This window comes from Pseudomonas syringae, from assembly GCF_002157375.1.
GTDB lineage: Bacteria > Pseudomonadota > Gammaproteobacteria > Pseudomonadales > Pseudomonadaceae > Aquipseudomonas > Aquipseudomonas syringae_T.
Window position 1 is genome coordinate 25,501 of the sequence record NZ_MTSA01000022.1, and the last position, 26,042, is coordinate 51,542.

The window sequence follows — 26,042 nt, forward strand, 5'->3', positions numbered from 1 at the left end:
TTCACAGCGCCTGATGGAGAACTTTACATGCCGAACATAACCGTTACGTCGCTGCTGGCCATGAAGCAGAAGGGTGAGAAAATCACCATGCTGACCTGTTACGACGCAACCTTTGCCCACACGGCCTGCCAGGCAGGTGTCGAAGTGCTGCTGGTCGGCGACTCACTGGGCATGGTCCTGCAAGGGCACGACAGCACCCTGCCCGTGACCACCGCCGAAACGGCGTATCACGTTGCCTGTGTGAAACGGGGCAATCAGGGCGCGCTGATTCTTGCCGACCTGCCGTTCATGGCCAACGCCACGCTGGAGCAGACCTTCACCAACAGCACGACGTTGATGCAGGCCGGTGCGCACATGATCAAGGTTGAGGGCGCCGCCTGGCTGGGCGAGTCGATCCGCTTGCTGGCAGAGCGCGGGATTCCGGTCTGCTCACACATGGGGCTGACCCCGCAATCGGTCAACGTGCTGGGCGGTTACAAGGTTCAGGGCCGCCTGGAAGCCCAGGCCCGGCAGATGCGCGCCGATGCCATCGCGCTGGAGCAGGCTGGCGCAGCGATGATCCTGCTGGAGTGCGTGCCGAGCGAGCTGGCTGACGAAATCACTCAGGCCGTGAAAATCCCGGTGATCGGCATTGGCGCAGGCAGCGCCACCGACGGTCAGGTGCTGGTGCTGCACGACATGCTGGGCCTGTCGATCAGCGGGCGCGTGCCCAAATTCGTGAAAAACTTCATGATCGGCCAGCCTGATATCCAGTCGGCCATTCAGGCATATGTGGGCGCCGTCAAAGACGTCAGCTTTCCGGCCATCGAACACGGGTTTTCGGCATGAACACAGTCAAAACAGTTCTGGAACTGCGCGCAGCCGTTGCGCAGGCACGCCGCGAAGGCAAGCGTATTGCCCTGACCCCGACAATGGGCAACCTGCACAGCGGCCATGCCACACTGGTCGCCAGAGCCGCGCAGTGCGCAGACTTCGTGGTCGCGACCATCTTCGTCAACCCGCTGCAGTTCGGCCCCAAGGAAGACCTGGCCACCTACCCTCGCACCCTGGCCGCCGATCAGGAAAAACTGCTCCAGTCCGGCTGCAACCTGCTGTTCACGCCCAGCGTCGAAGAGATGTACCCCAACGGCATGGCCGACCAGACGCTGGTCAGCGTTCCGCACCTGTCACAGGGCCTGTGTGGTGCCAGCCGCCCCGGCCATTTCGAGGGTGTCGCGACGGTCGTCAGCAAGCTGTTCAACATGGTGCAGCCTGATCTGGCGATCTTTGGCGAGAAAGACTTCCAACAACTGGCGGTCATTCGGGCAATGGTTCGTGACCTGAACATGCCAATCCAGATCATCGGTGAACCCACGGTTCGTGCCGACGACGGTCTGGCCTTGTCATCGCGCAACGGTTATCTGTCGGAGGAGCAACGCGCAACGGCGCCCGCGCTGTATCAGGCCATCTGCAAGACGGCCGACGCCATCCGCGCAGGCGAGCAGGATTTCGACACGCTGCTGACGGGCAAGAAGCAGCAACTGGAAGCCGCCGGCTTTCGTATCGATTACCTGGAAATACGTGACGCCGGCAGCCTGCGCCCGGCGACTGCACAGGATCGCGATCTGGTCATTCTGGCCGCCGCCTTTCTGGGCAAGACCCGCCTCATCGATAATCTGCACCTGACCAAAGGCTGAAAGGATTGACCGGTCGATGAACTAAGCCACACCCGCAGTGCCCTATCGGTACAGGTTGCCTGAACCACGACCGACAGTATTTGAGTAAAACCCCGGTTCCTTGTGTGCGAAAAAGTACCGGGGGCAGGTAGGACGAGGCGCAGACAAACCGGTACGTGAAGGGTAGTCTGCGATGTATAGCCCATGAGAGCTTGCGACCTCGCTCTAAAAATATCCAAAGACCGAACCCGTTAAAGGAAACCCGCAGCGATGGCGTACTACCGCAATCCTTCCGATGTGACCGCGTTGCCCGCCTGGCAAGCGCTGAGCAAACACCGCCAGGCCATGCAGAACTTCAGCATGCGCGAAGCGTTCAACACCGATCCGCAGCGCTTCAGCCAGTTCACGCTCAGCAGCGCCGGCCTGTTTCTCGATTACTCCAAAAACCTGATCACCACCGAGACTCGCGACCTTCTGGTCGACCTGGCCGGTGAAGTGGGCCTCAAGGACGCGATCAAGGCTCAGTACGATGGCGAACTGGTCAACTCATCCGAAGGCCGCCCGGCGCTCCACACCGCGCTGCGCCGTCCGGTGGGCGACAAGCTGAAAGTCAACGGCGTCGACGTGATGCCGGACGTGCATCGCGTCCTCAACCAGATGACCGAGCTGGTCGGCCGCATTCATGACGGCCTGTGGCGCGGTTACACCGAGAAGCCGATCACCGACGTGGTCAACATCGGCATCGGTGGCTCGTTCCTCGGTCCGGAGCTGGTCTCCGAAGCGCTGGTGGCCTACGCGCACAAAGGCGTTCGTTGCCACTACCTGGCGAACATCGACGGAAGCGAGTTTCACGAGCTGTCGATGAGGATTCGCGCCGAGACCACGCTGTTTATTGTCTCGTCCAAATCCTTCAACACGCTGGAAACCCTGAAAAACGCCCAGGCTGCGCGCGCCTGGTATCTGGCGCAAGGCGGTTCCGAAGTCGAACTGCATCGCCACTTCATTGCGGTCTCCAGCAACAATGCGGCGGCGGTGGCATTCGGCATCCGCGAAGAAAACATCTTCCCGATGTGGGACTGGGTCGGCGGTCGCTATTCGCTGTGGTCGGCCATCGGCTTGCCTATCGCGCTGGCCATCGGCATGTCCAACTTCAAGGAGCTGCTGTCCGGTGCCTACACCATGGACCAGCATTTCCAGAGCGCGCCTTTCGAGCAGAACATGCCGGTATTGTTGGCGCTGCTGGGTGTCTGGTACGGCAATTTCTGGAACGCGCAAAGCCATGCGATCCTGCCGTACGACCACTACCTGCGCAACATCACCAAGCATTTGCAGCAACTGGACATGGAATCCAACGGCAAAAGCGTACGCCAGGACGGTACACCGACGTCCACCGACACCGGGCCGGTGATCTGGGGCGGCGTAGGCGCCAACGGCCAGCATGCTTATCACCAGTTGCTGCACCAGGGCACGCAGATGATCCCGGCTGACTTCATTGTGCCGATCGTCAGCTTCAACCCGGTTGCCGACCACCACCAGTGGCTGTACGCCAACTGCCTGTCGCAGAGCCAGGCCCTGATGATGGGCAAGACCCGCGGCGAAGCCGAAGCCGAGTTGCGCGAAAAAGGCATGACCGAGGACGAGGTGCAGAAACTGGCACCGCACAAGGTCATCCCGGGCAACCGTCCGAGCAACACGCTGGTGGTTGAGCGCATCAGCCCGCGTCGCCTTGGCGCGCTGGTCGCCATGTATGAGCACAAAGTGTTCGTACAGAGCGTGATCTGGGGCACCAACGCCTTTGACCAATGGGGCGTGGAGCTGGGCAAGGAAATGGGCAAGGCGGTGTATCAGCGCCTGACCGGCGGCACCGAAGAACCGGCTGACGATGCATCCACTCAGGGCTTGATCAACTACTTCCGCGGCCGTCACCGCGGCTGATTTGTCCGGCTCATGACCTTCGTTCCCACGCTCCGCGTGGGAATGCCGTTCGTGACGCTCTTCGTCACAAAGAGGACGCAAAGCATCCAGAACTGCATGCCGACGCGGAGCGTCGGCACGATAGTCAGTCAGATTTGTGTATAACGTCGACATGATAGTCAGTTGGACGTGTGCATCACAGTGATGCACTGCGCGCTTGGCATGAGCTTCAGTCGGTTTTATCCACGCCCTTCCCGTGTACGAGCCCGACATGGAATTCATTCGCACCCGCATCGAAACTCAAGTCATCAGCCTCACCGGCCTTGCGCTCGGGCAACTGGATCTGGAGAACCCCAAGGGCGATCCCGGTCTGTTTGGCCCGCAGGCTGTGTGCTGGAAAGTGCATGGCGATTTCACCAGCATGCTGGTCGGCGGCATCAGCGCGTTGATGTTGCAGGCACTGCACCCGCTGGCCCTGGCAGGTATCTGGGATCACTCCAACTTTCGCCAGGACATGCTCGGCCGTCTTCGGCGTACGGGGCAGTTTCTGTCCGGCACCACGTATGGCGCCACACAGGACGCCAACTGGCTGATCGACAAAGTGCGCGCCATTCACCTGAACGTCACCGGTACTGCGCCGGACGGGCGGCCCTATGCGGCCAGCGATCCGGACTTGCTGACCTGGGTGCATGTGGCAGAAGTCAGCAGCTTTCTGGCCGCGCATTTGCGCTACCTCGATCCGGCGTTGTCGCTGGCGGATCAGGACCTGTATTACGCCGAAACCGCGTTGGTCGCCGAGCGGCTGGGCGCGCGCAACGTGCCACGCTCCCGGCAGGCCATTGCGGACTATCTGGCGAGCATTCAGGGCGATCTGGTCTGCGACGGTCGCAGTCGTGAAGTATTGCGCCTGCTGCTGGACGCGCCGGCCCCCAACTGGCTCGCCAAGCCTTTTGGTGTGTTGATGATGCGCGCCGGTATCGACTTGCTGCCGGTCTGGGCCAGCGACCTGCTCGATGTCACCCAAAGCCCTTTGAAGCGAAGGATGATCCGGCTGGGCGTCAACTCCACCGCGCCGGTGCTGCGCTGGGCCGTGCAGGACGGTTCGGCACAGCGCGCGAAACGTCGCATGGCGGTTTGAACGGTCGTTTCAGGCTGACAGCCAAACGTGACTGACCGGTTCACGGTTGGAATCTGTGTCCCTATCTGTGACACCATGAGTCTTCAATAACAATGAGGACAGCCCCATGCATGACGTCGTTATCGTTGCCGCCACCCGCACCGCCGTGGGCAGCTTCCAGGGTTCACTGGCCGCCGTTTCTGCCGTCGATCTGGGCGCTGCGGTCATTCGCCAGCTCCTGGCCCGGACTGGCGTGGACGGCGCGCACATCGATGAAGTCATCATGGGCCAGGTGCTCACCGCCGGGGCGGGGCAGAATCCGGCACGGCAGGCCGCCATCAAGGCGGGCCTGCCGTTCTCCGTACCTGCCATGACCCTGAACAAGGTCTGCGGCTCGGGCCTCAAGGCGCTGCACCTGGCAACCCAGGCGATTCGCTGCGGCGATGCCGAGATCGTCATCGCTGGCGGCCAGGAGAACATGAGCCTGTCCAACTACGTCATGCCCGGCGCAAGGACCGGTCTGCGCATGGGCCATGCGACGATGGTCGATACGATGATCAGCGACGGGCTGTGGGATGCGTTCAACGATTACCACATGGGCGTGACCGCCGAAAACCTCGCACAGAAGTACGGCATCAGCCGTGAGGCGCAGGACGCCTTCGCCGCCCTTTCTCAGCAAAAAGCCATTACCGCTATCGAGTCGGGCCGCTTTGTCGATGAAATCACCCCGATCCTGATTCCTCAGCGCAAGGGTGATCCAGTGTCCTTTGCCACTGACGAACAACCCCGGGCCGGCACCACAGCGCAAACCCTGGCCAACCTCAAGCCCGCGTTCAAAAAGGATGGCACGGTCACGGCGGGTAACGCGTCTTCGCTCAACGACGGGGCTGCTGCGGTGATGCTGATGAGCGCGGTCAAAGCCGAACAACTGGGCCTGCCCGTGCTGGCCCATATCGCGGCGTACGCCAACGCAGGCGTCGACCCGGCGATCATGGGCATCGGCCCGGTCAGCGCAACCCGCCGCTGCCTGGACAAGGCCGGCTGGACGCTGGACGAACTGGATTTGATCGAAGCCAATGAAGCCTTCGCAGCGCAGGCGCTGTCAGTGGGCAAGGAACTGGGGCTGGACCCGGAAAAGCTGAACGTCAATGGCGGAGCCATCGCCATCGGCCATCCAATCGGCGCGTCGGGCTGCCGCGTGCTGGTGACGCTGCTGCACGAAATGATCAGGCGTGATGCCAAGAAAGGCTTGGCCACGCTGTGCATCGGGGGTGGCCAGGGTGTTGCCCTCGCGCTGGCGCGCTGAGGGCATTCACACGGCTGTGATCAGGCGCCTGCGGGCGCCACGTCCATGCCTGCAACTTCCGGCCGTTTGATCACCGCATAGATCACGCCGGTTACCACGCTACCGATCACAATCGCCAGCAGGTACAACAACGCATGGTTGATCGCGTTGGGGATCAACATCACGAACAGGCCGCCATGCGGTGCCATCAGCTTGCAGCCGAAGTACATCGACAATGCACCGGTCAGCGCGCCACCCACGACGCTGGCCGGAATGACCCGCAACGGGTCCTTGGCAGCAAACGGAATGGCACCTTCGGAAATAAAGCACAGCCCCAGTACGAACGCGGCCTTGCCTGCTTCTCGCTCGCTTTGGGCAAACTTGCGGCGGGCCAGAATCGTGGCGATGCCCATACCGATCGGCGGCACCATACCGGCAGCCATCGCGGTGGCCATCGGTGCATAGCTCTGTGAGGCCAGCAAACCGACAGAGAATGCGTAGGACGCCTTGTTGATGGGGCCACCGAGGTCGACGCACATCATTGCGCCCAGCACCACGCCCAACAGAATGGCGTTGGTGGTGCCCATGCTGTCGAGGAAGTGAGTCAGCGCTTCGAGCATCCCGGCAACCGGCTTGCCGACCACGTAGATCATCACCAGACCGGTGAACAGGCTCGACAGCAGCGGGATGATGAGGATCGGTTTGAGGGCTTCGACGCTGGCTGGCAGGCGAGCGTAACGGTTGATTGCCGCCGCGCTGTAACCGGCCAGGAAACCGGCGATGATACCGCCGATGAACCCGGCACCCAGCGTACTCGCCAGCAGACCGCCAATCATCCCCGGCGCCAGACCCGGACGGTCAGCGATGGAATAGGCGATGTAACCGGCCAGCAATGGCACCATCAGTTTGAATGCGGCTTCCCCGCCGATCTGCATCAAGGCGGCAGCCAGTGTGCCCTGCTCCTTGAACGCATTGATGCCGAACACGAACGACAGGGCAATCAGCAGACCGCCCGCCACCACCATCGGCAGCATGAACGACACACCGGTCAGCAAGTGCTTGTAGACGCCGGTCTTCTCTTGCCGGGCAGGCGATTTGGCGGCAGTCGAGTCGGACTCCACCGCCCCTTCCGCCAAGGCTTTCTTCAGCGTCGCTTCAGACTGCTTCAACGCAATGCCGGTGCCACAGCGATAGATTTTCTTGCCTGCAAAACGGTCGGTGTTGACCTCGATGTCTGCGGCCAGCAGCACCACGTCGGCATCGGCGATGGCCTGTGGGCTGAGCGGGTTGCGCGCCCCGACCGAGCCTTGGGTTTCGACCTGCAGGTCGTAATCCAGACGCTTGGCCGCCTGCTGGATGGCTTCAGCGGCCATGAACGTGTGTGCGACACCGGTCGGGCAGGCGGTGATTGCCACGATGCGCGGTTTCGCCCCGGCGCTGCCTGCGGTGTCAGGCGCAACCGCCTGCGACGCGACATGGACCTTTGCATCCTGCGCAGCACGCTGCAGGAAACCGTCGACGTCCTGCAACGCATGAGCCGGCGAGTCCTGAAACAGGCGCTTGCCGACGAAACGGCTCAAGTCTACCGGCCCGGTGTTGACCACCAGCACCAGATCAGCGGCTTCGATATCCTGAGCGGACAGCTGCGCATCCGCCTTGTGGGGGTCGATGATTTCAACGCTGGTTTCCCAGCCCTGACGCAATGCCGCCGCTTCGAGTAATCGTGCGCTGAGTACGCTGCTGACCTTGCCGCTCGGGCAGGCCGTGACTATGGCTAACTTCATGACGATCCTCTCTTATTGTTCTGAAAGGCTGCGTACAGTGACGCCGCCTTCAAGCCGTTTGAGTTGTGCGGCATCGGTGATCCCGAAACCGATCTGGGTCACGGCCATCGCGGCAATCGCGGTGGCGGTGCGCAGCGTCTTTTGCGGATCGTGGCCGCCGATCAGACCATGCACCATGCCCGCCAGCAGCGAGTCGCCAGCCCCAACGGTACTGGCCACCGTGACCTTGGGCGGCAATGAGTGCAGTGCCACATTCGGACTGAACCAGTGAACACCCTCGGATCCCTGAGAGATCACCACATGCTCGATACCTTGAGCGTGCAGACGAGCAGCGGCCTCGGCCTGAGCGGCGATGGAAATGATCGGCGCGTCGAGCGCGTCGGCCAACTCTTCAGTATTGGGTTTGATCAGCCACGGACCTGCCGCCAGACCGGCACGCAGGGCCAGGCCGCTGCTGTCCAGCGCCACTTTGAGACCGAGGTCCTTGAGCATCAGCAGCAGCTTTTGCAACCACTCCGGCGTGACGCCGCGCGGCAGGCTGCCTGCGACGACAACCACGTCAAAACCTGCCGCGATCTGCTCGACGCGGGCGAACAGCGCTTGCTGCGCCTCTTCGCTGACCTGCGGGCCAGGGCCATTCAGGTCGGTGATGCGGCCACTGCCCTCGGCCAGCTTGATGTTGCTGCGGGTTTCCCCCGGCACACGGACGAACTCGTCGACAAAGTGACGACGCTCGAACAACGCTTCGAACGCTTGCTGGTTGTCGATGCCCAGAAAACCGGCAACGGTCAGGTCATGGCCGAGGTCAGCCAGCACCTGCGCCACGTTGAGCCCTTTGCCCGCTGCGTGGGTGAGCATTGCGTTGCTGCGGTTGACCTGGCCCAGTTCCAACTGCCCCAACTGCACAGTCAGGTCCAGCGCCGGGTTCATGGTCAGGGTAAGAATCTTCGCCATTACAAGGCCTCCACAAGCGCGCGGACTTCGGCGGCGCTGCCCGCCGTCAGCGCATTTTGCGCCAGTTGCTGAGCGGTGCTCAGGGTCAGTTCACGCACACAGGCCTTGACCTCGCCAATGCTGCGCGCCGACACACTCAATTCATCCACGCCCAGCCCGACCAGAACCGGCACGGCCAGCGGGTCGGCAGCCAGTTCGCCACACACGCCCACCCATTTGCCGTTGGCGTGCGCAGCGCGCACCGTCATGTCGATCAGTTGCAGCACCGAAGGGTGCAGCCCGTCGGCCTGGGCCGACAGGGTCGGGTGACCACGGTCGATGGCCAGTGTGTATTGGGTCAGGTCATTGGTGCCGATGCTGAAGAAATCCACTTCTTTGGCCAGCACCGGCGCAATCAGCGCAGCCGAGGGCACTTCGATCATGATCCCCAGTTGCAGATCGCTGACAGGAATTTCCTTGCGCAGCCGCTCGGTCATGTCTCGCGCCTGACGCCATTCTTCAAGGGTGCCGATCATCGGGAACATGATGCGCAACGGGCCGCTTTCGGCCGAACGCAGCAGAGCACGAAGCTGGCTTTCCATGACGTCCGGGCGTTGCAGGGTCAAACGGATGCCGCGCACGCCAAGAAACGGGTTTTCTTCTTTGGCGATAGGCCAGTAAGACAATGGCTTGTCGCCGCCCACATCCAGCGTCCGCACCACCAGCGGGCGTCCGCCCAGATCAGTCAGTACCCGACGATATTCAGCTTCCTGGGTGGCTTCATCCGGCGCTTGGGAATGGGCCATGAACAGCAATTCGGTGCGCAACAGGCCGACACCTTCGGCGCCCTGCTCTACAGCAGCGGGCGTGCCGGTGCTGTCGCCAATGTTGGCGAACACCTCGACAGCATGGCCATCGCGAGTCACTGCCGGTTCCATACGGGCCTCGGCAGCGGCCTTGAGGCGCACTTCACGGGCATCGCGATCCTGAACCGCACGCTGCAAGGTGACTTCGTCAGGCGCCACCGTCAGACGTCCGCGCTGGCTGTCGAGCAGCAGCACGGTGCCTGGCTTGATCAGCAGTACTTCATCACCGGCACCGACCAGTGCGGGAATGCCCAACGCACGCGCGACGATAGCGCTGTGCGCCGTCGCGCCGCCTCGGGCGGTGAGGATGCCGGCAACCTGCACCGGATCCAGACGGGCGACGTCGGACGGGCCGACTTCGTCCATCACCAGAATATAAGGCTCGTCCGGTGCCGCGACGGTTTCGACACCACAGATCTGCGCCAGTACACGGCGGCCCACGTCACGCAGGTCAGCGGCGCGCTCGGCCAGTAACGCGTCCTGCAGTTGCTCCTGCTGGACGGCCGCCGCTTCGATAACGCTGGCCCAGGCGGCCGCCGCGCTTTCATCGTTATTCAGACGCTGTTCGACTTCGCGGGTCAGTTCCGGGTCTTCAAGCATCTCTTGGTGGGTGATGAAGATTTCACGAATGGCCTTGGACTTGCTGCGCTGGATCAGATGTTCGATATCGGCGCGCACCTCGCCAATTGCCTTGTGCAGGCGCTCGCGCTCGGCAGCCACCGACTCACCCTGTTGGGGATAATCGAACGTTTGCAGCACCTGAACGTGTGCCGGCCCGATGGCAATGCCCGGCGAAGCCGGCACAGCCTGCAATACGCTGCCGGCAGCCGGCGCGTTGACGGGTTTGGCGACGGCAGCGGGGGCCGCCGTAGCCTGAGGCTCGGAAACAGCAGGCAACGGCTCGACTTCTTCACCCAGGCCCTGCTCTACCGCAGCAATCAGTGCCGGCAGCGCATCGGCCGCAATCGACGGTTCGGCGATGAATTCCAGCGTCTGGCCACGGCGCGCACCGAGGCTGAGCAACTTGCTCAGGCTCTTTGCAGACACAGCAGCTTCGCCGGTTTCCAGCACGCGCATACGGATTTCGCCGTCAAATTCCTTGGCCAGTTGCGCCAGGATTTTGGCCGGGCGGGCATGCAGACCGTGGGCGTTCGCCAGTTGAATCTGTCGGGTCGGCCACTCGGCAGGCAATTCACCGCCCAGCGCTTCCAGTACCACACGGCTATTGGTGGCATGGCCCAACTCGTGACCACGGCCTTCGATCAGCAGCAGGCACAAACGCTCAAGCAACGCCTGATGCGCCTCGCCCAGACTGGCAAGGCAGAACAGACCGGTCAGCGGCTGGCCCAGGTAACGGATGGGCTTGTCCGGGGTCACGAAGGCAAGACCAGGACGCTTGACGGTCTGCTCGCTGTGCAACCACCACAGGCCATCACCCAGCGACAGCGCCTCGACCTGCTGCAGCACGGCAGCAAAGCCATTGCTCACGCAGTCGGCCTTGCGCAGCAGACGTGCGCCACGCCAGACCAGCTCTTCGAAATCGTCGGCCGATACACCGAGGCTGATCATCTGTGCGTCGAGCGCCAGTTCCTGGGGCGCGCCCTGTAGCAGCTTGAGCAGGTCTTCCGGAGTCTGCGCTTCACGCAGCGCCTGCCCCAGATCTTCTTCACCCAGCGCTCGGGTCAGCAGTTGCAGCAGACGCAAGTGTTCATCGGACTTGGCCGCAATACCGATTGCCAGATAGACCATCTGCCCGTCGCCCCAATCCACCCCTTCGGGGAATTGCATCAGGCGCACGCCGGTGGTGGACACCAGGTCACGGGTTTCAGGCGTACCGTGTGGGATGGCGATGCCCTGACCGAGAAAGGTCGAGCCCTGCTGCTCACGGTTCATCAGACCGGTAAGGTAGCCTTCGGCTACCAGACCATCAGCGACCAGGTGGTCGGCAATCAGCTTAAGTGCGGCAGTCTTATCGACGGCCGACTGCGCCATCGATATTTGCTCCAGAGTGAGTTCGAGCATTGCCTTGACTCCTGTGCAGCGCCAAGGCGCCACCTGATTCTTGTTTTAATGACGATCATAGGACCGACAGCTTGGGGGATGATAGTGACACCGATCGAACATCGTATCGGACATCCTTTTCATCTCGATTGCAGCAGACAACAGGCGTGCTGAATCGTTTAATCTATAATTGCACGGCACGTTACTCGATTCTGCGGATTCATTGAAGCCCAACCGCTCCGATCGCTGTAGGAGACATCCCAAAATACTTGAAGCAGTTGGGAATTTCCTACGGTCTGGTGTAAAGATCATTACCACAGCAAAAATAATTCCAATGTTCTGAACCGCTTACCTAACTAAAGGAATTCCGGGGTGAAACTGAGCGATATTGCACGTCTGGCAGGTGTTTCTGTCACGACGGCCAGTTACGTGATCAACGGCAAGGCCGAACAACAACGCATCAGCCCAGCAACGGTCGAGCGTGTCAAAGCAGTTGTCGAGCAGCATGATTTCCGGCCAAACCCGCAAGCGGCAGGTCTGCGCAGCCGACACAGCAAAACCCTGGGTTTCATCCTCCCGGATCTGGAAAACCCCAGCTATGCACGCATCGCCAAACTGCTTGAGCAGGGCGCTCGCAGCCTGGGCTATCAATTGCTGATCGCCAGCTCCGACGATGACCCGGTCAGTGAGCTGCAACTGTTGCAACTGTTCCGGGCGCGGCGCTGTGATGCCCTGCTGGTCGCCAGTTGCCTGCCATCGGGCGATGAAAGCTATCGGGATTTGCAACTCAAAGGCATGCCCGTCATCGCCATCGACCGGGAAATGAACCCGGAGTTTTTCTGCTCGGTGGTCAGCGACGACCACGATGCCAGCCTGCAACTGACTCAAAGCCTGCTGCAGACCCAGCCAAGGCACATTGCCCTGATCGGCGCACGCCCTGAACTGAGCATCAGCCGGGCGCGCGCAGCCGGTTTCGAAGATGCCCTCGAGGGTTTTGCCGGAGCCCGGATTGTCGAGCATGGCGAGGCCTTCAGTCGGCAGTGCGGCCAGCGCCTGATGACCGAGATGCTGCAACGTCAGGGGCATTTCCCCGATGCACTGATCACCACGTCTTATGTCCTGCTGCAAGGCGTGTTCGATGTGTTGCAAAGCCAGACGCTGCAATCGACCTCATTGCACCTTGGTACTTTTGGTGACACGCAGTTGCTGGATTTCCTGCCGTTACCTGTGAACGCAATGGCCCAGCAACACCAGCTGATCGCCGACAAGGCCTTGCAACTGGCCCTGGCGGCCATCGAAAAGGATGATTACCAACCCGGCGTCCACGCGATTGCCCGGGCCTTCAAGCAACGTATTCACCCGGCATGAGCATGACGCTGATCGATACCCACACTCACCTGGACTTCCCGGACTTTGATGCCGACCGGGCCGAGGTGCTGGAGCGTTGCCGTTCGCTCGGCGTGCAGCGCATGGTGGTACTCGGGGTCTATCAGCGTAACTGGCAGCGTTTGTGGGATTTGACCGAGTCCGACCCGGCGCTGCAAGCAGCCTTCGGGCTGCACCCGGTGTATATCCACGAGCATCGGGCCGGGCACCTGATCGAACTGGGGGAATGGCTGACCCGCCTGAAGGGCCATCCGCAGCTGTGCGCGGTGGGTGAAATAGGTCTGGACTACTACGTTGAACATCCGGACAAGGCGCGTCAACAAGCCGTATTTGAAGCGCAGCTCGGGCTGGCATCGGACTTCAATCTGCCTGCGCTGCTGCATGTGCGTCGCAGCCACGCCGATGTGATCGCCACCTTGAAACGCTACAGGCTCAAACGCAGCGGCATCATCCACGCCTTCGCGGGCAGCCGTGAGGAAGCCCGTGAATACATAAAACTGGGTTTCAGGCTGGGGCTTGGCGGGGCCGCGACCTGGCCACAGGCACGGCGCATGCATCGCGTCATTGCTGAGTTGCCGCTGGACAGCGTGGTGCTGGAAACCGACTCACCGGACATGGCGCCCGCCATGCACGCCAATCTGCGCAACAGCCCGCAGCACCTGCCCGACATCTGTCAGGCACTCGCGACACTGATGAAGATCAGCCCGCAACGCCTCGCCGAGGCGAGTACGGAGAATGCCTGCGCCCTGTTCGACTGGCCTCGGCAGGTCAGTCGCTGAGCCGGGTCAGAGCAGCAGGGTCCACAAGGCAAAACCGGCGTACCAGACAATCGCCGCCCGAACCAGCAGTTCCCAGAGCATATCGAGGCTGGTAACGCCTTCTGCACCCATGACCGGAGGCGGCACTTCGCTGGCTGCGCAACCGACGCGAGTGATCAACTGGGCAGCGCTGATGTTCCAGTTGAGCAGCTCGTGCAGCATCACCCGGCTTACCGCGACGAAATTACCCACCAGTGCGAAGCTGGCGGCCAACAGCCTGACCGGCACCCACTCGAACGCATGGCGCAGTTGCCCTGCCCGCTCGACCAGCTCAGGGGTCTTGCCATACTCGGCCGCGAGGGCCAGCAGGCGATAAGCCAGTGCGGCGACCGGACCCAGTACGAAATACCAGAAAATCACGGCGAAGAAACTCTGGAACGCCTGCCAGAGCATGTAGCCCTGCACGCCCTGCAGCAATTGCTCGCTGTTGTCGGCCTGGACGCCCATGTCGCGCTCGGCCACATGCACGGCAGCCTGGACGTCTCCCCGTCGACAGGCGTCCCGGAACGGACCCAGCACCGCAATCAGATCGACCCGGCCCAGGCTGTAGATCAACACCAGCAAATGGATAGGCAGGACCAACCAGCCATAAGCCACCGACCCCACGATGGTCAGCACCAGTTGCAGCAGCAGAACCGGCACCAGAACCAGCAGCGCCAGCATGAACCAGGGACGTGTCGCCGTTCGCGGACCGGCCTCGAGCTTCGCCAGCTCATTGAGCCACGGCCCGTCGCGCTGCACGCGCTGCCGCAGGGCAGAAAATTTCTCGACAAGAACGGCCAGCAGTAGCACCAGAAAACTCATTGTTTCTCCCTCACCTCAATCCAGCAAAGCCGCGTGAAACCTGCCCCAATCGAAACAGGGGCCAGGGTCCGTCTTGCGTCCGGGCGCTATGTCGCTGTGGCCACAGATACGCTCGCCCGTAATTGCCACGAAAGCCTCGCGCAGCTGGCGCGTCAGAGCAATCAGGGCGTCGTATTGCGCATCGGTGAACGGCTGCTCGTCCGTCCCTTCCAGCTCGATGCCGATGGAGAAGTCGTTACACCCTTCACGCCCCTGAAAACTGGAAACACCGGCATGCCACGCGCGATCAAGACAAGAGACGAACTGAATGACCTCGCCATCACGTTCAATCAGAAAATGCGCTGAAACGCGCAGATCGGCAATCCCCGAAAAGTAGGGGTGCTCGTTGATGTCCAGCTGATTCTGAAAGAAGGCCTGCACCTTTCCGGTCTTGAACTGCGCAGGCGGAAGGCTGATGTTATGGATGACCAGCAGCGAGATCTCGCCCTCGGGTCGCGCATTGAAGTTGGGCGAAGGGCAGTGCTGCACGCCATCGCACCAACCGCTTGCGGAGTCCAGTTGCATGAGCGCTCCTATAACAGCGAAAAGGTAAGGGGCGTCAATTATGCCTGCGACAGGAGCAGATGTGGGGTCCGGTCACGGACCCGCCATGTAGGAAACACCCTATATCCTGGAGGATTGTTCCCACAGGCTTTCTTCAGCAAGAAAAGCCTGTAAAAACCGCCGAGGCCCGGTCAGGCGCCTTTGAGCTTACGCAGGTTGCTGATCACCGATTCCAGCGCCCGGTCGAACAACAACGCATCGTCCAGAATGCGGATAGCGCCGCGACGGAATTCCACGGCAAGGCCGACACGGGTCTTTTCCAGTACCTTCATGCCTGTGCGGTTGACGAACACGTAGCGACCGGTCGGCTCGACAATGGCGGTCAGTTTGCAGCGCAGTTTGTGCTCTTCGTCCTCCTGAATCTCGACCCAGGACCCGACCCGCAACTTATCAACCATCTGCAGACCGGCGTCATCGTCAGGCAACTGCACCAGCGGCTCATTGAGCATCTGTTCCTCGGGCGCAATCAGCACGATCTCTTCGATAACGGCCATCATCGACGGCCCGTCTGCGGGGTCGACGCCTGCCGCAGCGGCATCGCCGTGGGCAGCATCGCCGCCGGCCTCCTGCAGACGCGAGAATTGCTGAAAGGCCTGAACATGCAACGACTCGAGCTGGCTGAAGAATTCGCTGGTAGCGAACGGATCGAACGCTGCACTGGTGAGCCCGTCACGCAATGACTTGAGCAGCCCCGGAACCAGGTCCAGCAAACGCTGAAGTGCCTGCGGATCGTCGTGCTGTTCGACACTCCAGATCAGCTCGTCCATGGTCGTCAGCCCGGCCTGCCATTCGCCAGACTCATTGCCGTGCTTGAGACAGGTCAACAGCAGCACCTTGCTCCAGGCCTCCTGCAACAGGCGCACAACGACTTCCGGCAAGGTTTTGCCCAGCAGTCGTTCATTCAACTCATGCTGCACCTGCTGCCGGGCCAGCTCAGCGCGTGCGCGGCCTTCTTCGGCATCGCGGGTGCGCTGCTCAAGCAGCTCGCTGCGACGGCGCTCATCACTGGTGAAGGCCAGGAAGTCGGCGAGCAGTTCGGAGAAAATTGCCGGGTCATCGACAAAATCATTGAGCAGGCGCTGCACGATCTGCTCGACGCGCTGGTAAAGCGAGTCACGCTGATAGTCGTCGCGCCCGCCCCACCCCAACGCTGCGGTGGCAATTTCGTTGAGCAGACGACGGGCCGGATGGCTGCCGCGACTGAAAAAGCTTTTATCGAGGACTGCCACCTTGAGCATCGGAATCTGCAAACGCCCGATCAACGCGCGCAAGGACGGGGTCAGGTTGCGATCGTCGAGGATAAACTCGAACAGCATGGCAATCAGGTTGATCACATCCTCGTCGCCGACGCCGACAATTCTGGACTTGCCGGTCTTGACGTTGACCCGCGTCAGCAACTGTTCCAGCTGATTGCGCAGATCGAATTCGTCGGCAGCCTCCTGAGAGGGCACGTATTGCTGCAAGTGCGAGAGCAGGCGCAGCAAGTCCTTGCTGGAAATCGGTCGCACTTCGGCATTGGGTTCGTGCCGTGGAGCCAGATTGCCGCGAACGTGCAGCAGTAATTCCTGCAAGGCCGTAAAGACTTCCTGCACGCCTTTGTCGAGCTTGTCGGCGGCCTGGTTCAAGACTGGATCGGAGAGCTCGGCGGCCTGATTACGGGGTGCCGCACGGTCAGACGCACGGCGGGCCGGCAATACTTTCATGTCCGGCAAGACACCCGTGGCAACCAGCAGCTTGTTCGCTTCGCTGTACAGGTGATCGGTGTTGGCGAGGACGTATTTCTCGAACAGCTTGAGGATGATCAGCTTGACCTTGATCTCGACGCCCAGACTGCGTCCGGCCTCAAGAAAGAAGCGGCACAGCAACGCTGGCCCCAACGGATTGCTCTCTTCGGCAATGGCTTGAGGAACCAGCACATTCAGGCGCGCGGTGAGCTGACCCAGCGCGAGGCTGTCGCGACTCATGACCTTGGCGACCATCGCATCGACCGCCACGGTTTTTTCTAGATCATCGTTATGCACCAGCGCCAGCTTGTCGAATGACACGGCGGCCGGCATCACGGGCTCATGGATCTGGTACTGCCCCAGCGCCAGAAAGGCCTCGTAGAACTTGTCGAGAAAGCCGCGCTCGATGCTTTTGCGTTTGAGGCGCAGGTCGCGCATGGCTTCGAAAAAGAGGTTTTGTTCGGTGTTGTTGCGAGCGCGGTCTGCCATTTCGAACAGTGTGTCGTCGGCGTTATCAAACAGCGCCTGCAGGCCGTCCTTGAGCTGCTGGGCCGCACGGTCACGAACCTGCAACAGCACAACGGGCAACCGGGCCAAAGGCGTATTGGACCCTTGCGCAGGAAGCACTTTGCTCAACGGCACCACTTTTTCGTCGTTTGGCATTACACCCCCCTGACAGGAAATTATTCGAGCCCTGTCACAAACGTGGCTTGCGACCCTCGCTTTGCGACACGACCCCCTTGGCCCAGCGAGAGTCAAACCTATGACGTCAATTGCAAGGCGGATTATGTTTTAAAACATGCCAATAACACCAGTAAGACTTTTTTCACACCTTTTTGAGTGGCAGTGGCAAAACCTTCATGTGCAGCGATAGACCGCGACTTTTGCATTCCATCGCAAACGAATTTGCCTAACCGACCAACTGCACATTCCGAATGCACGACCAGCCTCTCTGCCCGGTGGGTTCCAGAGAGGCTCTGCCTTATACTCGGACGACTTTGTGAGTGGAGCCCGCTATGCCGAATGTACGAATTGCCGACCTGACCGCCGAGATCGAAGCCAATGTGCGACGCGCATTGCTTGAGGATGTCGGCAGCGGTGATATCACTGCGCAATTGATCCCGGCAGAACGGCTGGCCAAGGCCACCATCATTTCCCGCGACGCAGCCGTGATCGCCGGTACGGCCTGGGTCGATACCGTTTTCCGTCAACTGGACCCTCGCGTGGCCGTGCATTGGCAGGTGATCGACGGCGACCGGGTCAGCCCGAATCAGGCCCTGTTCCACCTTGAAGGTCCTGCCCGCTCGCTGCTGACGGGCGAACGCAGCGCACTCAATTTTCTGCAGCTGCTGTCGGGCGTCGCCACCCGTGCGCAGTACTTTGCCGATATCGTGGCGGGTACTCAGGTCAAATTGCTCGATACCCGCAAGACACTGCCAGGCTTGCGTCTGGCGCAGAAATACGCGGTCACCTGTGGCGGCTGCCATAACCACCGTATTGGCCTGTATGACGCATTTCTGATCAAGGAAAACCACATCGCAGCCTGTGGCGGCATTGCCCGGGCCGTGGACACGGCGCACCGGATTGCACCGGGCAAACCGGTGGAAATCGAAGTGGAAAGCCTGAGCGAACTCAAGCAGGCGCTGGACGCCGGAGCGGACATCATCATGCTGGACGAACTGAGTCTGGATGACATGCGCGAGGCCGTGCGGCTGACCGCGGGTCGCGCCCGCCTGGAAGCCAGCGGCGGTATCAACGACGACACTTTGCGGGTGATTGCCGAAACCGGCGTCGACTACATTTCCATCGGCGCCATGACCAAGGATGTGAAGGCTGTGGACCTGTCCATGCGCTTGAGCCTCTGACGGCAACGCACACTGACGACTATCACGATTGGCTTGAGGGTAGACGCTTTGGAACACTGGTTTGTGATGAATGGGGGCAAGCAACTGGGGCCGATGGACGCTGACGCTGCGCGCCTGATTGCACGTGAATCGCCCGGTGCCTGGTGCTGGCAACAAGGGATGCCGGACTGGCAGCCGATCTATCAGGTCCCGCAAGTGCGGGCCATGAAAAAGGACGGCGTGACGCCCTTTCCGGCGCCGACACCGGAGATGATCCAGCCGAAGCCCTACGGGCTGCCCGCACATGCCGCCCCGGCCGCCAGCGCCAACCCGGCCCCGGCTCCCGCGCCGGCCCCGAACAAACGCCCTTCTTTCACGCCGGACGCGAACGCTTCGGGTGGCTTTGGCCTGGCGCAGGCCACTGACGGCGTTGATTTCAAGCTGTACGGCTCGGAAACCCAGTTTGTCGAGCTGGAGCTGGACCCCGGTGAAAGTGCCGTCGCCGAAGCAGGCGCGATGATGTACAAGACCTGCGACGTGCAGATGGAGACCATCTTCGGCGACGGCAGCAATCAGTCGTCCGGGTTGCTGGGTTCTCTGTTCGGTGCCGGTAAACGCATGTTGACCGGCGAAAGCCTGTTCACCACGGTGTTTTCCCAGCAAGGCGCCGGCAAGGGCCGCGTCGCTTTCGCTGCGCCCTACCCCGGCACCATTCTGCCTCTGAACCTGCGCGACTTCGGCGGTAAGCTGATCTGTCAGAAAGACAGCTTTCTGGCCGGCGCCAAGGGCGTGTCCATCGGCATCCAGTTTCAGAAGAAGATTCTTACCGGGCTGTTTGGCGGTGAAGGTTTCATCCTCCAGAAACTGGAAGGCGACGGCTGGGTGTTCGTCCACATGGGCGGCACAGTGCGCAAGATCGAGTTGGCGGCCGGCGAAGCGCTGGATGTCGACACGGGCTGCCTGGCGGCCATGACCCAGACGGTCGACTACGATATCCGCATGGTCGGCGGCGGCATCAAGTCAATGCTGTTTGGTGGCGAGGGCGTGTTCTTTGCCAGACTGACCGGCCCCGGCACCGTCTGGCTGCAGAGCCTGCCCTTCTCGCGTCTGGCCGGGCGCATGCTAGCGGCCGGGCCTGCCGGTGTGGGCCGAAGCGAACGTTAACGTGACGACTTCGTCATTCGACCGAGGGCTATTTGACGCCCTCTTTGCCCCCTCTTTGCCAAGGAAGCGACATGCAGATTACTCAAGGCCAACGCATCCCTCTTTCCACGCTGATTCAGGGCAACGATCTCACGCTGTCGCTCGTGATCAAATCCGCGCATGTGATTGATTACGTCTGCTTTGGCGTCGATGCCAACGGCAAGCTGTCGGACGACCGCTACATGATCTTCTTCAATCAACCGACCAGCCCATGCGGCAGCGTAAAACAGGCCAACGGCGGGGATTTCCAGCTGGCACTGGGCAGCTTGCCAGCGTCTATCGACAGGCTGGTGTTCACCGCGTCCATCGATGGTGCGGGCGTCATGAGCGATATCCAGGCGAGTCATTTCAGCATTCGGCATCAGGGCAGCGAAGTGGCTCGTGGCGAATTCTCCGGCGCAACCTTCGCCGCCGAGAAAGCCATCATGGTTGCTGACATTTACCGCAAGAACGGTGAATGGCGCATCGCATCCAACCTGCAGGGCTACAACGCCGGGCTGGACGCGCTGGTGGTGCATTTTGGTGGCGAAGTCGCTGACGCGCCGCCGGCCGCACCTGCCGCCCCCGCGCGCATTTCACTGGAAAAGAAAATTGCCGACGCGGCACCGCAGTTGATCAGCCTGGCGAAGAAAGCTCAGGTCAGCCTGGAGAAAGCCAGGCTGACTGACACCAAGGCACGGGTCGGTCTGGTGCTGGATGCGTCTGGCTCGATGAACCCGCAATACACCCGTGGCCACGTTCAGGAAGTGATTGATCGCCTGATCCCCCTCGCGGTGCATTTCGATGACGACGGCGCGCTGGATTGCTGGGCGTTCGGGGCAAAACCGCAGCAGTTGAACGCGGTCACGCTGGCCAACTTCCAGAACTTCATCAAGACCGACCACGGTGGCTGGAAAGACTGGGAGCTGGGCGCACGCATCAACGATGAGCCGAAGGCGATGCGCATGGTCATCGACTATTATAAGAAGTCGGGTGACAAGACGCCGGTCTACATCCTGTTCATCAGCGACGGCGGCGTGCATCAAGACCGCGAAATTACCAAACTGATGATTGAGGCCGCCAGGCTGCCGATCTTCTGGCAGTTCGTGGGCCTGGGCGGTCGCGGCTACGGCATTCTGGAAAAGCTCGATGACATGGGCGGCAGGGTTGTCGACAACTGCAATTTCTTCGCCCTGGACCGCCTGGACGAAGTGCCGGAAGAGAAACTCTATGACCTGCTGATGGAAGAGTTTCCGGACTGGCTGAAAGCGGCCAAGGGTGCGGGGATTTTGTAGAACGTCGAGCGTGCGGAACGATAACCCCAACCAGGGCCGGCATGATCGCCGAGAAACCCATCGTCTGATACACCGTCTTCGCGGACAAGCCCGCTCCCACGCCCTTTGGGCAGAAGCCTGAAAAGCTCCAATAAAAAACCCCCGCCGTTGCTGGCGGGGGTTTTTATCGGACGCTGATCGGGTTTAGCCGATTGCAACGCCGTGAGCTTCTGCCAACGGCTTCAAACCGCCCGCAAAGCCCTGGCCGATGGCCTTGAACTTGAACTCGTCGCCGTTGCGATACAGCTCGCCGAAGATCATCGCGGTTTCAGTCGATGCATCTTCCGACAAGTCGTAACGAGCGATTTCCTTGCCATCTGCCTTGTTCACAACGCGGATGTAAGCGTTTCCGACCTGGCCAAAGCTCTGCTTGCGCTCTTCAGCCGAGTGGATGGTGACCGCGAAAACCAGCTTCTTGACCGCAGCAGCCAAGCCGGTGAGCTTGACGTTAACCTGCTCGTCGTCGCCGTCACCTGCGCCTGAGCGGTTGTCGCCCAAGTGCTCGACCGAACCGTCAGCCGACTTTTTGTTGTTGTAGAAAATGAAGCTGTTGTCGTCCAGCACTTTGCCATTTTCGCCAACGATGAAGATCGACGCATCCAGGTCGAATTCGGTGCCATCGGTAACACGAGGATCCCAACCCAGGCCCACGGTGATTTCTGTCAGACCAGGCGCTTCCTTGGAGAGGGAAACGTTGCCGCCTTTACTCAGACTTACAGCCATGTTCGTAATCCTTTCTGGAAAATTGATAGGGCGCGAATCAGAAATTCATGCCGAAGGAATTGGCCACAGCTTTCAAGCCACCGGCATAACCCTGGCCTACTGCACGAAACTTCCACTCGCCAGCGTTGCGGTACAGCTCGGCAAACACCATTGCAGTTTCGGTCGAAGCATCTTCTGCCAGGTCGTAGCGAACAACTTCAGAGCCTGACTTTTCGTTCAGGACGCGAATGAACGAGCCGCCCACCTGCCCGAAGTTCTGCTTGCGGCTGTCGGCATCGTGAATGGTCACGACGAAAACAACCTTATCGACATCGGCTGGCACGCGGGTCAGATCAACCTTGAGCACTTCATCATCGCCGTCGCCAGCACCCGTGCGGTTGTCGCCGGTGTGCTCGACAGAACCGTCGGCGCTCTTGAGCTGGTTGTAGAAAATGAAGTCAGCTTCACTGCGGACTTTGCCATTGGCACCCAACAGGAATGCGCTGGCGTCCAGGTCGAACTCCTGGCCGTCAGTGGCACGCGGATCCCAGCCCAGACCGATCAGTACATTGGTCAGGGTCGGGTCGGTTTTCGACAGCGAAAGGTTGCCACCTTTTTGCAGAGTCAAAGCCATGATTCGTTTATCTCCTTTATCCAGTGTTTACGCTTTTTCTTCGGCGGGTTCTTCTTTACCCGGGAAGAGCAGGCTGGCGACGATACCGATGATCAACACGACAACTACAACCAGCAGGCTGGCGTTGGCGCTGATCTCGTAACCGTGATGGAACAAGTGGTTGGTCGCGTTCAGGCCCAGCTTGATGGCGATGAAGAACAGCAAGGCAATAACCGCTTTCTCCAGATGCACCAGGTAACGCTTGAGGGCTTCAAGTACGAAGTAGAGCGTACGCAGACCGAGAATCGCGAACAGCATGGCCGAGAACACGATCAGTGGCTCGCGGCTCACGGCGATGATTGCAGGCACGGAATCGAACGCGAACAGCACGTCGGAGATTTCAGCCACAACCAGACACAGGAACAGCGGGGTCGCAAACAGAGCGCCCTTGGCGGCCAGAGTGATGCCGGCGTTTTCAGGCTTTTTGACTTCTTCTTCCAGCACCGAGCGACGCACGAAGAAGTTGCTGCCGTGCAGTTTTGGCCACACCGGGAACAGTTTCTTGGCGAAGCGGTACGCCATGTGTTGCGAGTAATCGACTTCTTCGTCGTCGTCATCGCCCGCTCTGAGCATCATGATGGCTGTCCAGGCAACGATGACCGCGAACACCACCTCGACCCACGGACCCAGCGCCAGCAGGCCTGTACCGATGGCGACGAAGATGCCGCGGAAAACGATGGCACCGATGATGCCCCAGTACAGGACACGGTGGCGCAAGCCATCCGGAATCTTGAACCAGGAGAACAACGCCATGAACACGAACAGGTTGTCGACGCTCAGCACTTTTTCCAGCGCATAACCGGTCACGAACAGGGTGGCAACTTCAGAGCCGTGCTGCACGTACAGGAAACCGGCGAAAGCCAGCGAAATGGCGACCCAGAAAATCGACCATGCCGAGGCTTGCGCGAGGGTGATCGGCTTGTTTCCGCGGTGGGAAAACATGTCGATGGCCATGGCCGTGATGGCCAGACCGACGAAAACCGCCATCGTGAGTGGAGGGAAGCCTAGAGAGGTGCTTTCCATTTAACTGCGTTCCTTAGGGTAAAAAATTACAGGTCGAAATCAGACGGGTTCAGGCCAAGCTCTCGGCAGATCGTGCGGCAGACTTCCCGCTCTTTCTCATCGAAGCTGCCATCTGCACCACCGATAGCACAGCAGACGCGCACCAACAGGCGGGAGGCATCTTCTTTCTTCTTGATCTTGCCGATGGTTTTCAACGCTTCGGCACGGCCAATTTCATAATCGAATTCAAACTTGGAGCAGGCTTCCTGGAAGCCTTGGATGACCTCCTTCATGTCAAAGACCTTCAGTTCCTGAGAGTTCTGAATGAAGCCGGCCATTTTCTGCTTTTCACTGGAGCTGATGTCGCCGTCAGCGGCAGACACCAAAGCACAACCGGACACCACAGCGTCCATGAATTCACGATTCTTGAACTTCGAAACTTCAGTTGCCAGCTTGTCGCGGGCCGCTGTCGCGTTTGTTTTCAACCAGTCCAGCATGTCTATCTCCCATGAGGCGGCACAGCCAGCCCAGAAATTCCACGGTGTTGTTTACTTGGAGCCAGCGGCCCAGCGCATGCCCCAGCCATAGGCCTTGTCCATATTGCTGTGGCCGTTGTGGAAATCAACCCGGCGCGTCACTTTGACCGCACCGTTGTCATTCTCCAGCAAGGCGATTGCGCACATGCCCTGACGCCCGCCCTCTTCGTTGAGGCGGACCTCGATCGGGGGCTGGCCCGGCGCATGAATGGTGACAACTCCGTCTGTCTCTTTCCAGTTTGGCGCGCCTTCGTAAATGAAGGCATAGACCAGAATTCGACGAATCTTGTTCCAGTGAGCGCCATTGATGTGCAACCACTCACCGTCGCTGATAGAGCCGGTGCGGTCGTCACCCATCAATTTGATGAAAGGCTCGGTATTGAGTGAACCGAACGAGTTGCCCAGCGCCTGAACAGCGCCTTTGGCGCCGTCCTGCAATTCGAAGAGGCAGCCTACATCAAGGTCGATGGCATTGCTCTTTTTCATCGAGAAGAAGCCGCCGCCTTTGCTGTCGTTACGGCGGTTCCAGTTCAGGTTGACGCGAATCTCGCCGAAACCGGCGCTGGATTTTTCCAGGCTGATCGACGCCCGGGTCTTGTCCAGTGTGATCTTGCTCAGGTTGACGGTCGACCTGGCTGCAGGAGCGGGCGCAGGCGCAGGTGCAGGTGCAGGTGCAGGTGCAGGTGCAGGTGCAGGTGCAGGTGCAGGTGCAGGTGCAGGTGCAGGTGCAGGTGCAGGTGCAGGTGCAGGTTGATCCTGGGGCGCGGCGACTTCAACGCCAAAGTTTTTCGCCAGAGGCTCAAGCCCGCCTGCAAACCCCTGCGCCACACAGCGGAATTTCCAGGCGCCCTGACGCAGGTAGAACTCGCCCAGAATCAGCGCGGTTTCTTTCATGCCGTTCGTAGGGATATCGGCTTCGATACCCCCGGTAATGTTCAGGGCCAGACGCGACACACTGCCAAAGCTGGCTTTGTTTTCGTAGATGGTCGCCGTCAGGGCAACCTTCTCGATGACGGCATCCAGACGGCTCGGGTCAAGACTGAACACCGCACGACCCGCCGACGCTTCCGTCTGCTGGACCGCGCCGCCGTTAACGCTTTTCTGGCCGTAGAAACACATGTCCTGATCGCCGCGCACCTTGCCGGAGCTGGTGAGCAGAAATGCAGACACATCGATGTCTGCGTCCGCCAGCGGTGAGTAAATGATCTCTACCGTCAAAGGACCGGTAGCGACTGGCGCGTTGGCGCCCGGGACAAGTTGGGTCATCCGCGTATGGCTCCGATGGCCAGGTCAACCAGGTCCTCGGCAGTGCGGCCATTGGTGACCTTGCCCACTGCGGTGAAATCCCAGCCCGCAGGCGTGCGCGACAAGTAGGACATCACCACGCCGGTGTGCTGGCCTTTTTCAGGCAGATCGAAGCGGCCCAGCTCGTTACGGCTGCCCATGTCCACGATGCGGCAATAGGCATTGGCGACTTTTTCGAAGTTCTGACCGGTGAACGAGTTCACGGTAAACACCAGGTAGCTGACGGTAGCAGGCAGCTTTTCCAGGTCGATGTTGATGGTCTCGTCATCGCCAGCACCTTCGCCGGTGCGGTTGTCGCCGGAGTGAACAATGGCACCATCACGCGACTGCAGTTGGCGGAACCAGACCAGATCGACGCGATTTTTGTCAGCGTCGAGCATGATGCAGGATGCGTCCAGATCGATATCACCGCCGCCATCGCCGAGCAATTTACCGAAAAAGCCACTGGCTTTTTCAGGGTCCCATCCCAGGCCCATACTGACTTTCTTGAGGCCGGTGCCAGCAGTTTTCTCGAGTGAGATCGTCTGGTTCTTTGCCAAAGTGAGTGCCATTTTTCGCTCCATGTGGACGTCGG

At 60.5% G+C, this 26,042-nt stretch carries 22 protein-coding genes; 10 read left to right on the forward strand and 12 right to left on the reverse strand.

Going from position 1 to position 26,042, the window contains the following annotated elements:
• The first annotated feature begins 27 nt into the window (after positions 1-27).
• From panB to BW686_RS23020, 5 genes are all read left to right on the forward strand, one after another.
• Positions 28-828: a 3-methyl-2-oxobutanoate hydroxymethyltransferase gene (gene panB / locus BW686_RS23000; protein ID WP_084919801.1), complete on the forward strand. Its 801-nt coding sequence runs from the start codon at positions 28-30 to the stop codon at positions 826-828.
• Positions 825-1,676, forward strand: coding sequence for a pantoate--beta-alanine ligase (gene panC / locus BW686_RS23005; protein ID WP_084919804.1), 852 nt, complete (start codon positions 825-827; stop codon positions 1,674-1,676). The genes panB and panC overlap by 4 nt, the downstream gene beginning before the upstream one ends.
• A 249-nt stretch (positions 1,677-1,925) precedes the next feature.
• Positions 1,926-3,590: a glucose-6-phosphate isomerase gene (gene pgi / locus BW686_RS23010; RefSeq protein ID WP_084919806.1), complete on the forward strand. Its 1,665-nt coding sequence runs from the start codon at positions 1,926-1,928 to the stop codon at positions 3,588-3,590.
• Positions 3,591-3,840: 250 nt separating this feature from the next.
• Complete coding sequence (locus BW686_RS23015; protein WP_084919894.1) at positions 3,841-4,707, forward strand: oxygenase MpaB family protein; 867 nt, start codon at positions 3,841-3,843, stop codon at positions 4,705-4,707.
• A 106-nt stretch (positions 4,708-4,813) separates the two neighbouring features.
• On the forward strand, positions 4,814-5,992 hold the full coding sequence (locus tag BW686_RS23020) for an acetyl-CoA C-acetyltransferase (protein ID WP_084919809.1): 1,179 nt from the start codon (positions 4,814-4,816) through the stop codon (positions 5,990-5,992).
• Between the two features lie 20 nt (positions 5,993-6,012).
• On the opposite strand, the gene BW686_RS23025 is transcribed toward BW686_RS23020, so the two are convergent.
• From BW686_RS23025 to ptsP, 3 genes are read right to left on the reverse strand one after another with little or no spacing between them, the layout of a single operon-like run.
• Positions 6,013-7,755, reverse strand: a complete 1,743-nt coding sequence (locus tag BW686_RS23025) for a PTS fructose-like transporter subunit IIB (RefSeq protein ID WP_084919812.1) — start codon at positions 7,753-7,755, stop codon at positions 6,013-6,015.
• 12 nt (positions 7,756-7,767) lie between these two features.
• Positions 7,768-8,709 (reverse strand): 1-phosphofructokinase, encoded by a 942-nt coding sequence (gene pfkB, locus BW686_RS23030; RefSeq protein WP_084919817.1) that lies wholly within the window; start codon positions 8,707-8,709, stop codon positions 7,768-7,770.
• Positions 8,709-11,576 (reverse strand): phosphoenolpyruvate--protein phosphotransferase, encoded by a 2,868-nt coding sequence (ptsP, locus tag BW686_RS23035; protein WP_084919819.1) that lies wholly within the window; start codon positions 11,574-11,576, stop codon positions 8,709-8,711. The genes pfkB and ptsP overlap by 1 nt, the downstream gene beginning before the upstream one ends.
• Before the next feature lie 351 nt (positions 11,577-11,927).
• Between ptsP and cra the strand changes: the two genes are divergently transcribed.
• Positions 11,928-12,923, forward strand: a complete 996-nt coding sequence (gene cra, locus BW686_RS23040) for a catabolite repressor/activator (RefSeq protein WP_084919821.1) — start codon at positions 11,928-11,930, stop codon at positions 12,921-12,923.
• Complete coding sequence (locus tag BW686_RS23045; RefSeq protein ID WP_179149360.1) at positions 12,920-13,720, forward strand: TatD family hydrolase; 801 nt, start codon at positions 12,920-12,922, stop codon at positions 13,718-13,720. The genes cra and BW686_RS23045 overlap by 4 nt, the downstream gene beginning before the upstream one ends.
• A 6-nt stretch (positions 13,721-13,726) precedes the next feature.
• Here BW686_RS23045 and ampE read toward each other — a convergent pair whose 3' ends face one another.
• The 3 genes from ampE to BW686_RS23060 all read right to left on the reverse strand — a co-directional run bounded on the left by ampE (position 13,727) and on the right by BW686_RS23060 (position 17,553).
• The gene (gene ampE / locus BW686_RS23050; RefSeq protein ID WP_084919825.1) at positions 13,727-14,563 is read right to left on the reverse strand and encodes a regulatory signaling modulator protein AmpE; all 837 of its coding nucleotides are present in this window, start codon (positions 14,561-14,563) and stop codon (positions 13,727-13,729) included.
• A 15-nt stretch (positions 14,564-14,578) separates the two neighbouring features.
• The gene (gene ampD, locus BW686_RS23055; RefSeq protein WP_084919827.1) at positions 14,579-15,127 is read right to left on the reverse strand and encodes a 1,6-anhydro-N-acetylmuramyl-L-alanine amidase AmpD; all 549 of its coding nucleotides are present in this window, start codon (positions 15,125-15,127) and stop codon (positions 14,579-14,581) included.
• A 170-nt stretch (positions 15,128-15,297) separates the two neighbouring features.
• Positions 15,298-17,553, reverse strand: coding sequence for a DUF1631 domain-containing protein (locus BW686_RS23060; protein WP_084919829.1), 2,256 nt, complete (start codon positions 17,551-17,553; stop codon positions 15,298-15,300).
• Positions 17,554-17,906: 353 nt separating this feature from the next.
• Here BW686_RS23060 and nadC point away from each other — a divergent pair, with 353 nt between their 5' ends.
• From nadC to BW686_RS23075, 3 genes are all read left to right on the forward strand, one after another.
• Entirely contained in the window at positions 17,907-18,755 is an 849-nt protein-coding gene (gene nadC / locus BW686_RS23065) for a carboxylating nicotinate-nucleotide diphosphorylase (RefSeq protein ID WP_084919832.1), read from the forward strand.
• Between the two features lie 48 nt (positions 18,756-18,803).
• Positions 18,804-19,898, forward strand: a complete 1,095-nt coding sequence (locus tag BW686_RS23070) for a TIGR00266 family protein (RefSeq protein WP_179149361.1) — start codon at positions 18,804-18,806, stop codon at positions 19,896-19,898.
• Between the two features lie 71 nt (positions 19,899-19,969).
• Positions 19,970-21,211: a VWA domain-containing protein gene (locus tag BW686_RS23075; protein WP_084919835.1), complete on the forward strand. Its 1,242-nt coding sequence runs from the start codon at positions 19,970-19,972 to the stop codon at positions 21,209-21,211.
• Positions 21,212-21,394: 183 nt separating this feature from the next.
• Here the strand turns inward: BW686_RS23075 and BW686_RS23080 are convergent, their stop codons facing one another.
• Genes BW686_RS23080 through BW686_RS23105 form a run of 6 tightly spaced genes read right to left on the reverse strand, consistent with a single transcriptional unit; the run spans position 21,395 to position 26,019 of the window.
• A complete protein-coding gene (locus BW686_RS23080; RefSeq protein WP_084919837.1) occupies positions 21,395-21,973 on the reverse strand; it encodes a TerD family protein in 579 nt (192 codons plus the stop codon).
• A gap of 37 nt (positions 21,974-22,010) precedes the next feature.
• The gene (locus BW686_RS23085; RefSeq protein ID WP_005895685.1) at positions 22,011-22,586 is read right to left on the reverse strand and encodes a TerD family protein; all 576 of its coding nucleotides are present in this window, start codon (positions 22,584-22,586) and stop codon (positions 22,011-22,013) included.
• A 27-nt stretch (positions 22,587-22,613) separates the two neighbouring features.
• Positions 22,614-23,648, reverse strand: a complete 1,035-nt coding sequence (locus BW686_RS23090) for a TerC/Alx family metal homeostasis membrane protein (protein ID WP_003383242.1) — start codon at positions 23,646-23,648, stop codon at positions 22,614-22,616.
• 26 nt (positions 23,649-23,674) lie between these two features.
• Positions 23,675-24,124 (reverse strand): tellurite resistance TerB family protein, encoded by a 450-nt coding sequence (locus BW686_RS23095; protein ID WP_084919840.1) that lies wholly within the window; start codon positions 24,122-24,124, stop codon positions 23,675-23,677.
• Positions 24,125-24,175: 51 nt separating this feature from the next.
• The gene (locus tag BW686_RS23100) at positions 24,176-25,429 is read right to left on the reverse strand and encodes a TerD family protein (RefSeq protein ID WP_084919843.1); all 1,254 of its coding nucleotides are present in this window, start codon (positions 25,427-25,429) and stop codon (positions 24,176-24,178) included.
• Positions 25,426-26,019: a TerD family protein gene (locus BW686_RS23105; RefSeq protein ID WP_084919845.1), complete on the reverse strand. Its 594-nt coding sequence runs from the start codon at positions 26,017-26,019 to the stop codon at positions 25,426-25,428. Before BW686_RS23105 ends, BW686_RS23100 begins: the two co-directional genes overlap by 4 nt.
• Between the last annotated feature and the right edge of the window lie 23 nt (positions 26,020-26,042).

Bases quoted from the DNA above. Each gene is read 5' to 3' on its own strand.
- panB (WP_084919801.1), top strand. From the start codon at position 28: ATGCCGAACATAACCGTTACGTCGCTGCTGGCCATGAAGCAGAAGGGT.
- panC (WP_084919804.1), top strand. From the start codon at position 825: ATGAACACAGTCAAAACAGTTCTGGAACTGCGCGCAGCCGTTGCGCAG.
- pgi (WP_084919806.1), top strand. From the start codon at position 1,926: ATGGCGTACTACCGCAATCCTTCCGATGTGACCGCGTTGCCCGCCTGG.
- BW686_RS23015 (WP_084919894.1), top strand. From the start codon at position 3,841: ATGGAATTCATTCGCACCCGCATCGAAACTCAAGTCATCAGCCTCACC.
- BW686_RS23020 (WP_084919809.1), top strand. From the start codon at position 4,814: ATGCATGACGTCGTTATCGTTGCCGCCACCCGCACCGCCGTGGGCAGC.
- BW686_RS23025 (WP_084919812.1), bottom strand. From the start codon at position 7,755: ATGAAGTTAGCCATAGTCACGGCCTGCCCGAGCGGCAAGGTCAGCAGC.
- pfkB (WP_084919817.1), bottom strand. From the start codon at position 8,709: ATGGCGAAGATTCTTACCCTGACCATGAACCCGGCGCTGGACCTGACT.
- ptsP (WP_084919819.1), bottom strand. From the start codon at position 11,576: ATGCTCGAACTCACTCTGGAGCAAATATCGATGGCGCAGTCGGCCGTC.
- BW686_RS23045 (WP_179149360.1), top strand. From the start codon at position 12,920: ATGAGCATGACGCTGATCGATACCCACACTCACCTGGACTTCCCGGAC.
- ampE (WP_084919825.1), bottom strand. From the start codon at position 14,563: ATGAGTTTTCTGGTGCTACTGCTGGCCGTTCTTGTCGAGAAATTTTCT.
- ampD (WP_084919827.1), bottom strand. From the start codon at position 15,127: ATGCAACTGGACTCCGCAAGCGGTTGGTGCGATGGCGTGCAGCACTGC.
- BW686_RS23060 (WP_084919829.1), bottom strand. From the start codon at position 17,553: ATGCCAAACGACGAAAAAGTGGTGCCGTTGAGCAAAGTGCTTCCTGCG.
- nadC (WP_084919832.1), top strand. From the start codon at position 17,907: ATGCCGAATGTACGAATTGCCGACCTGACCGCCGAGATCGAAGCCAAT.
- BW686_RS23075 (WP_084919835.1), top strand. From the start codon at position 19,970: ATGCAGATTACTCAAGGCCAACGCATCCCTCTTTCCACGCTGATTCAG.
- BW686_RS23080 (WP_084919837.1), bottom strand. From the start codon at position 21,973: ATGGCTGTAAGTCTGAGTAAAGGCGGCAACGTTTCCCTCTCCAAGGAA.
- BW686_RS23085 (WP_005895685.1), bottom strand. From the start codon at position 22,586: ATGGCTTTGACTCTGCAAAAAGGTGGCAACCTTTCGCTGTCGAAAACC.
- BW686_RS23090 (WP_003383242.1), bottom strand. From the start codon at position 23,648: ATGGAAAGCACCTCTCTAGGCTTCCCTCCACTCACGATGGCGGTTTTC.
- BW686_RS23095 (WP_084919840.1), bottom strand. From the start codon at position 24,124: ATGCTGGACTGGTTGAAAACAAACGCGACAGCGGCCCGCGACAAGCTG.
- BW686_RS23100 (WP_084919843.1), bottom strand. From the start codon at position 25,429: ATGACCCAACTTGTCCCGGGCGCCAACGCGCCAGTCGCTACCGGTCCT.
- BW686_RS23105 (WP_084919845.1), bottom strand. From the start codon at position 26,019: ATGGCACTCACTTTGGCAAAGAACCAGACGATCTCACTCGAGAAAACT.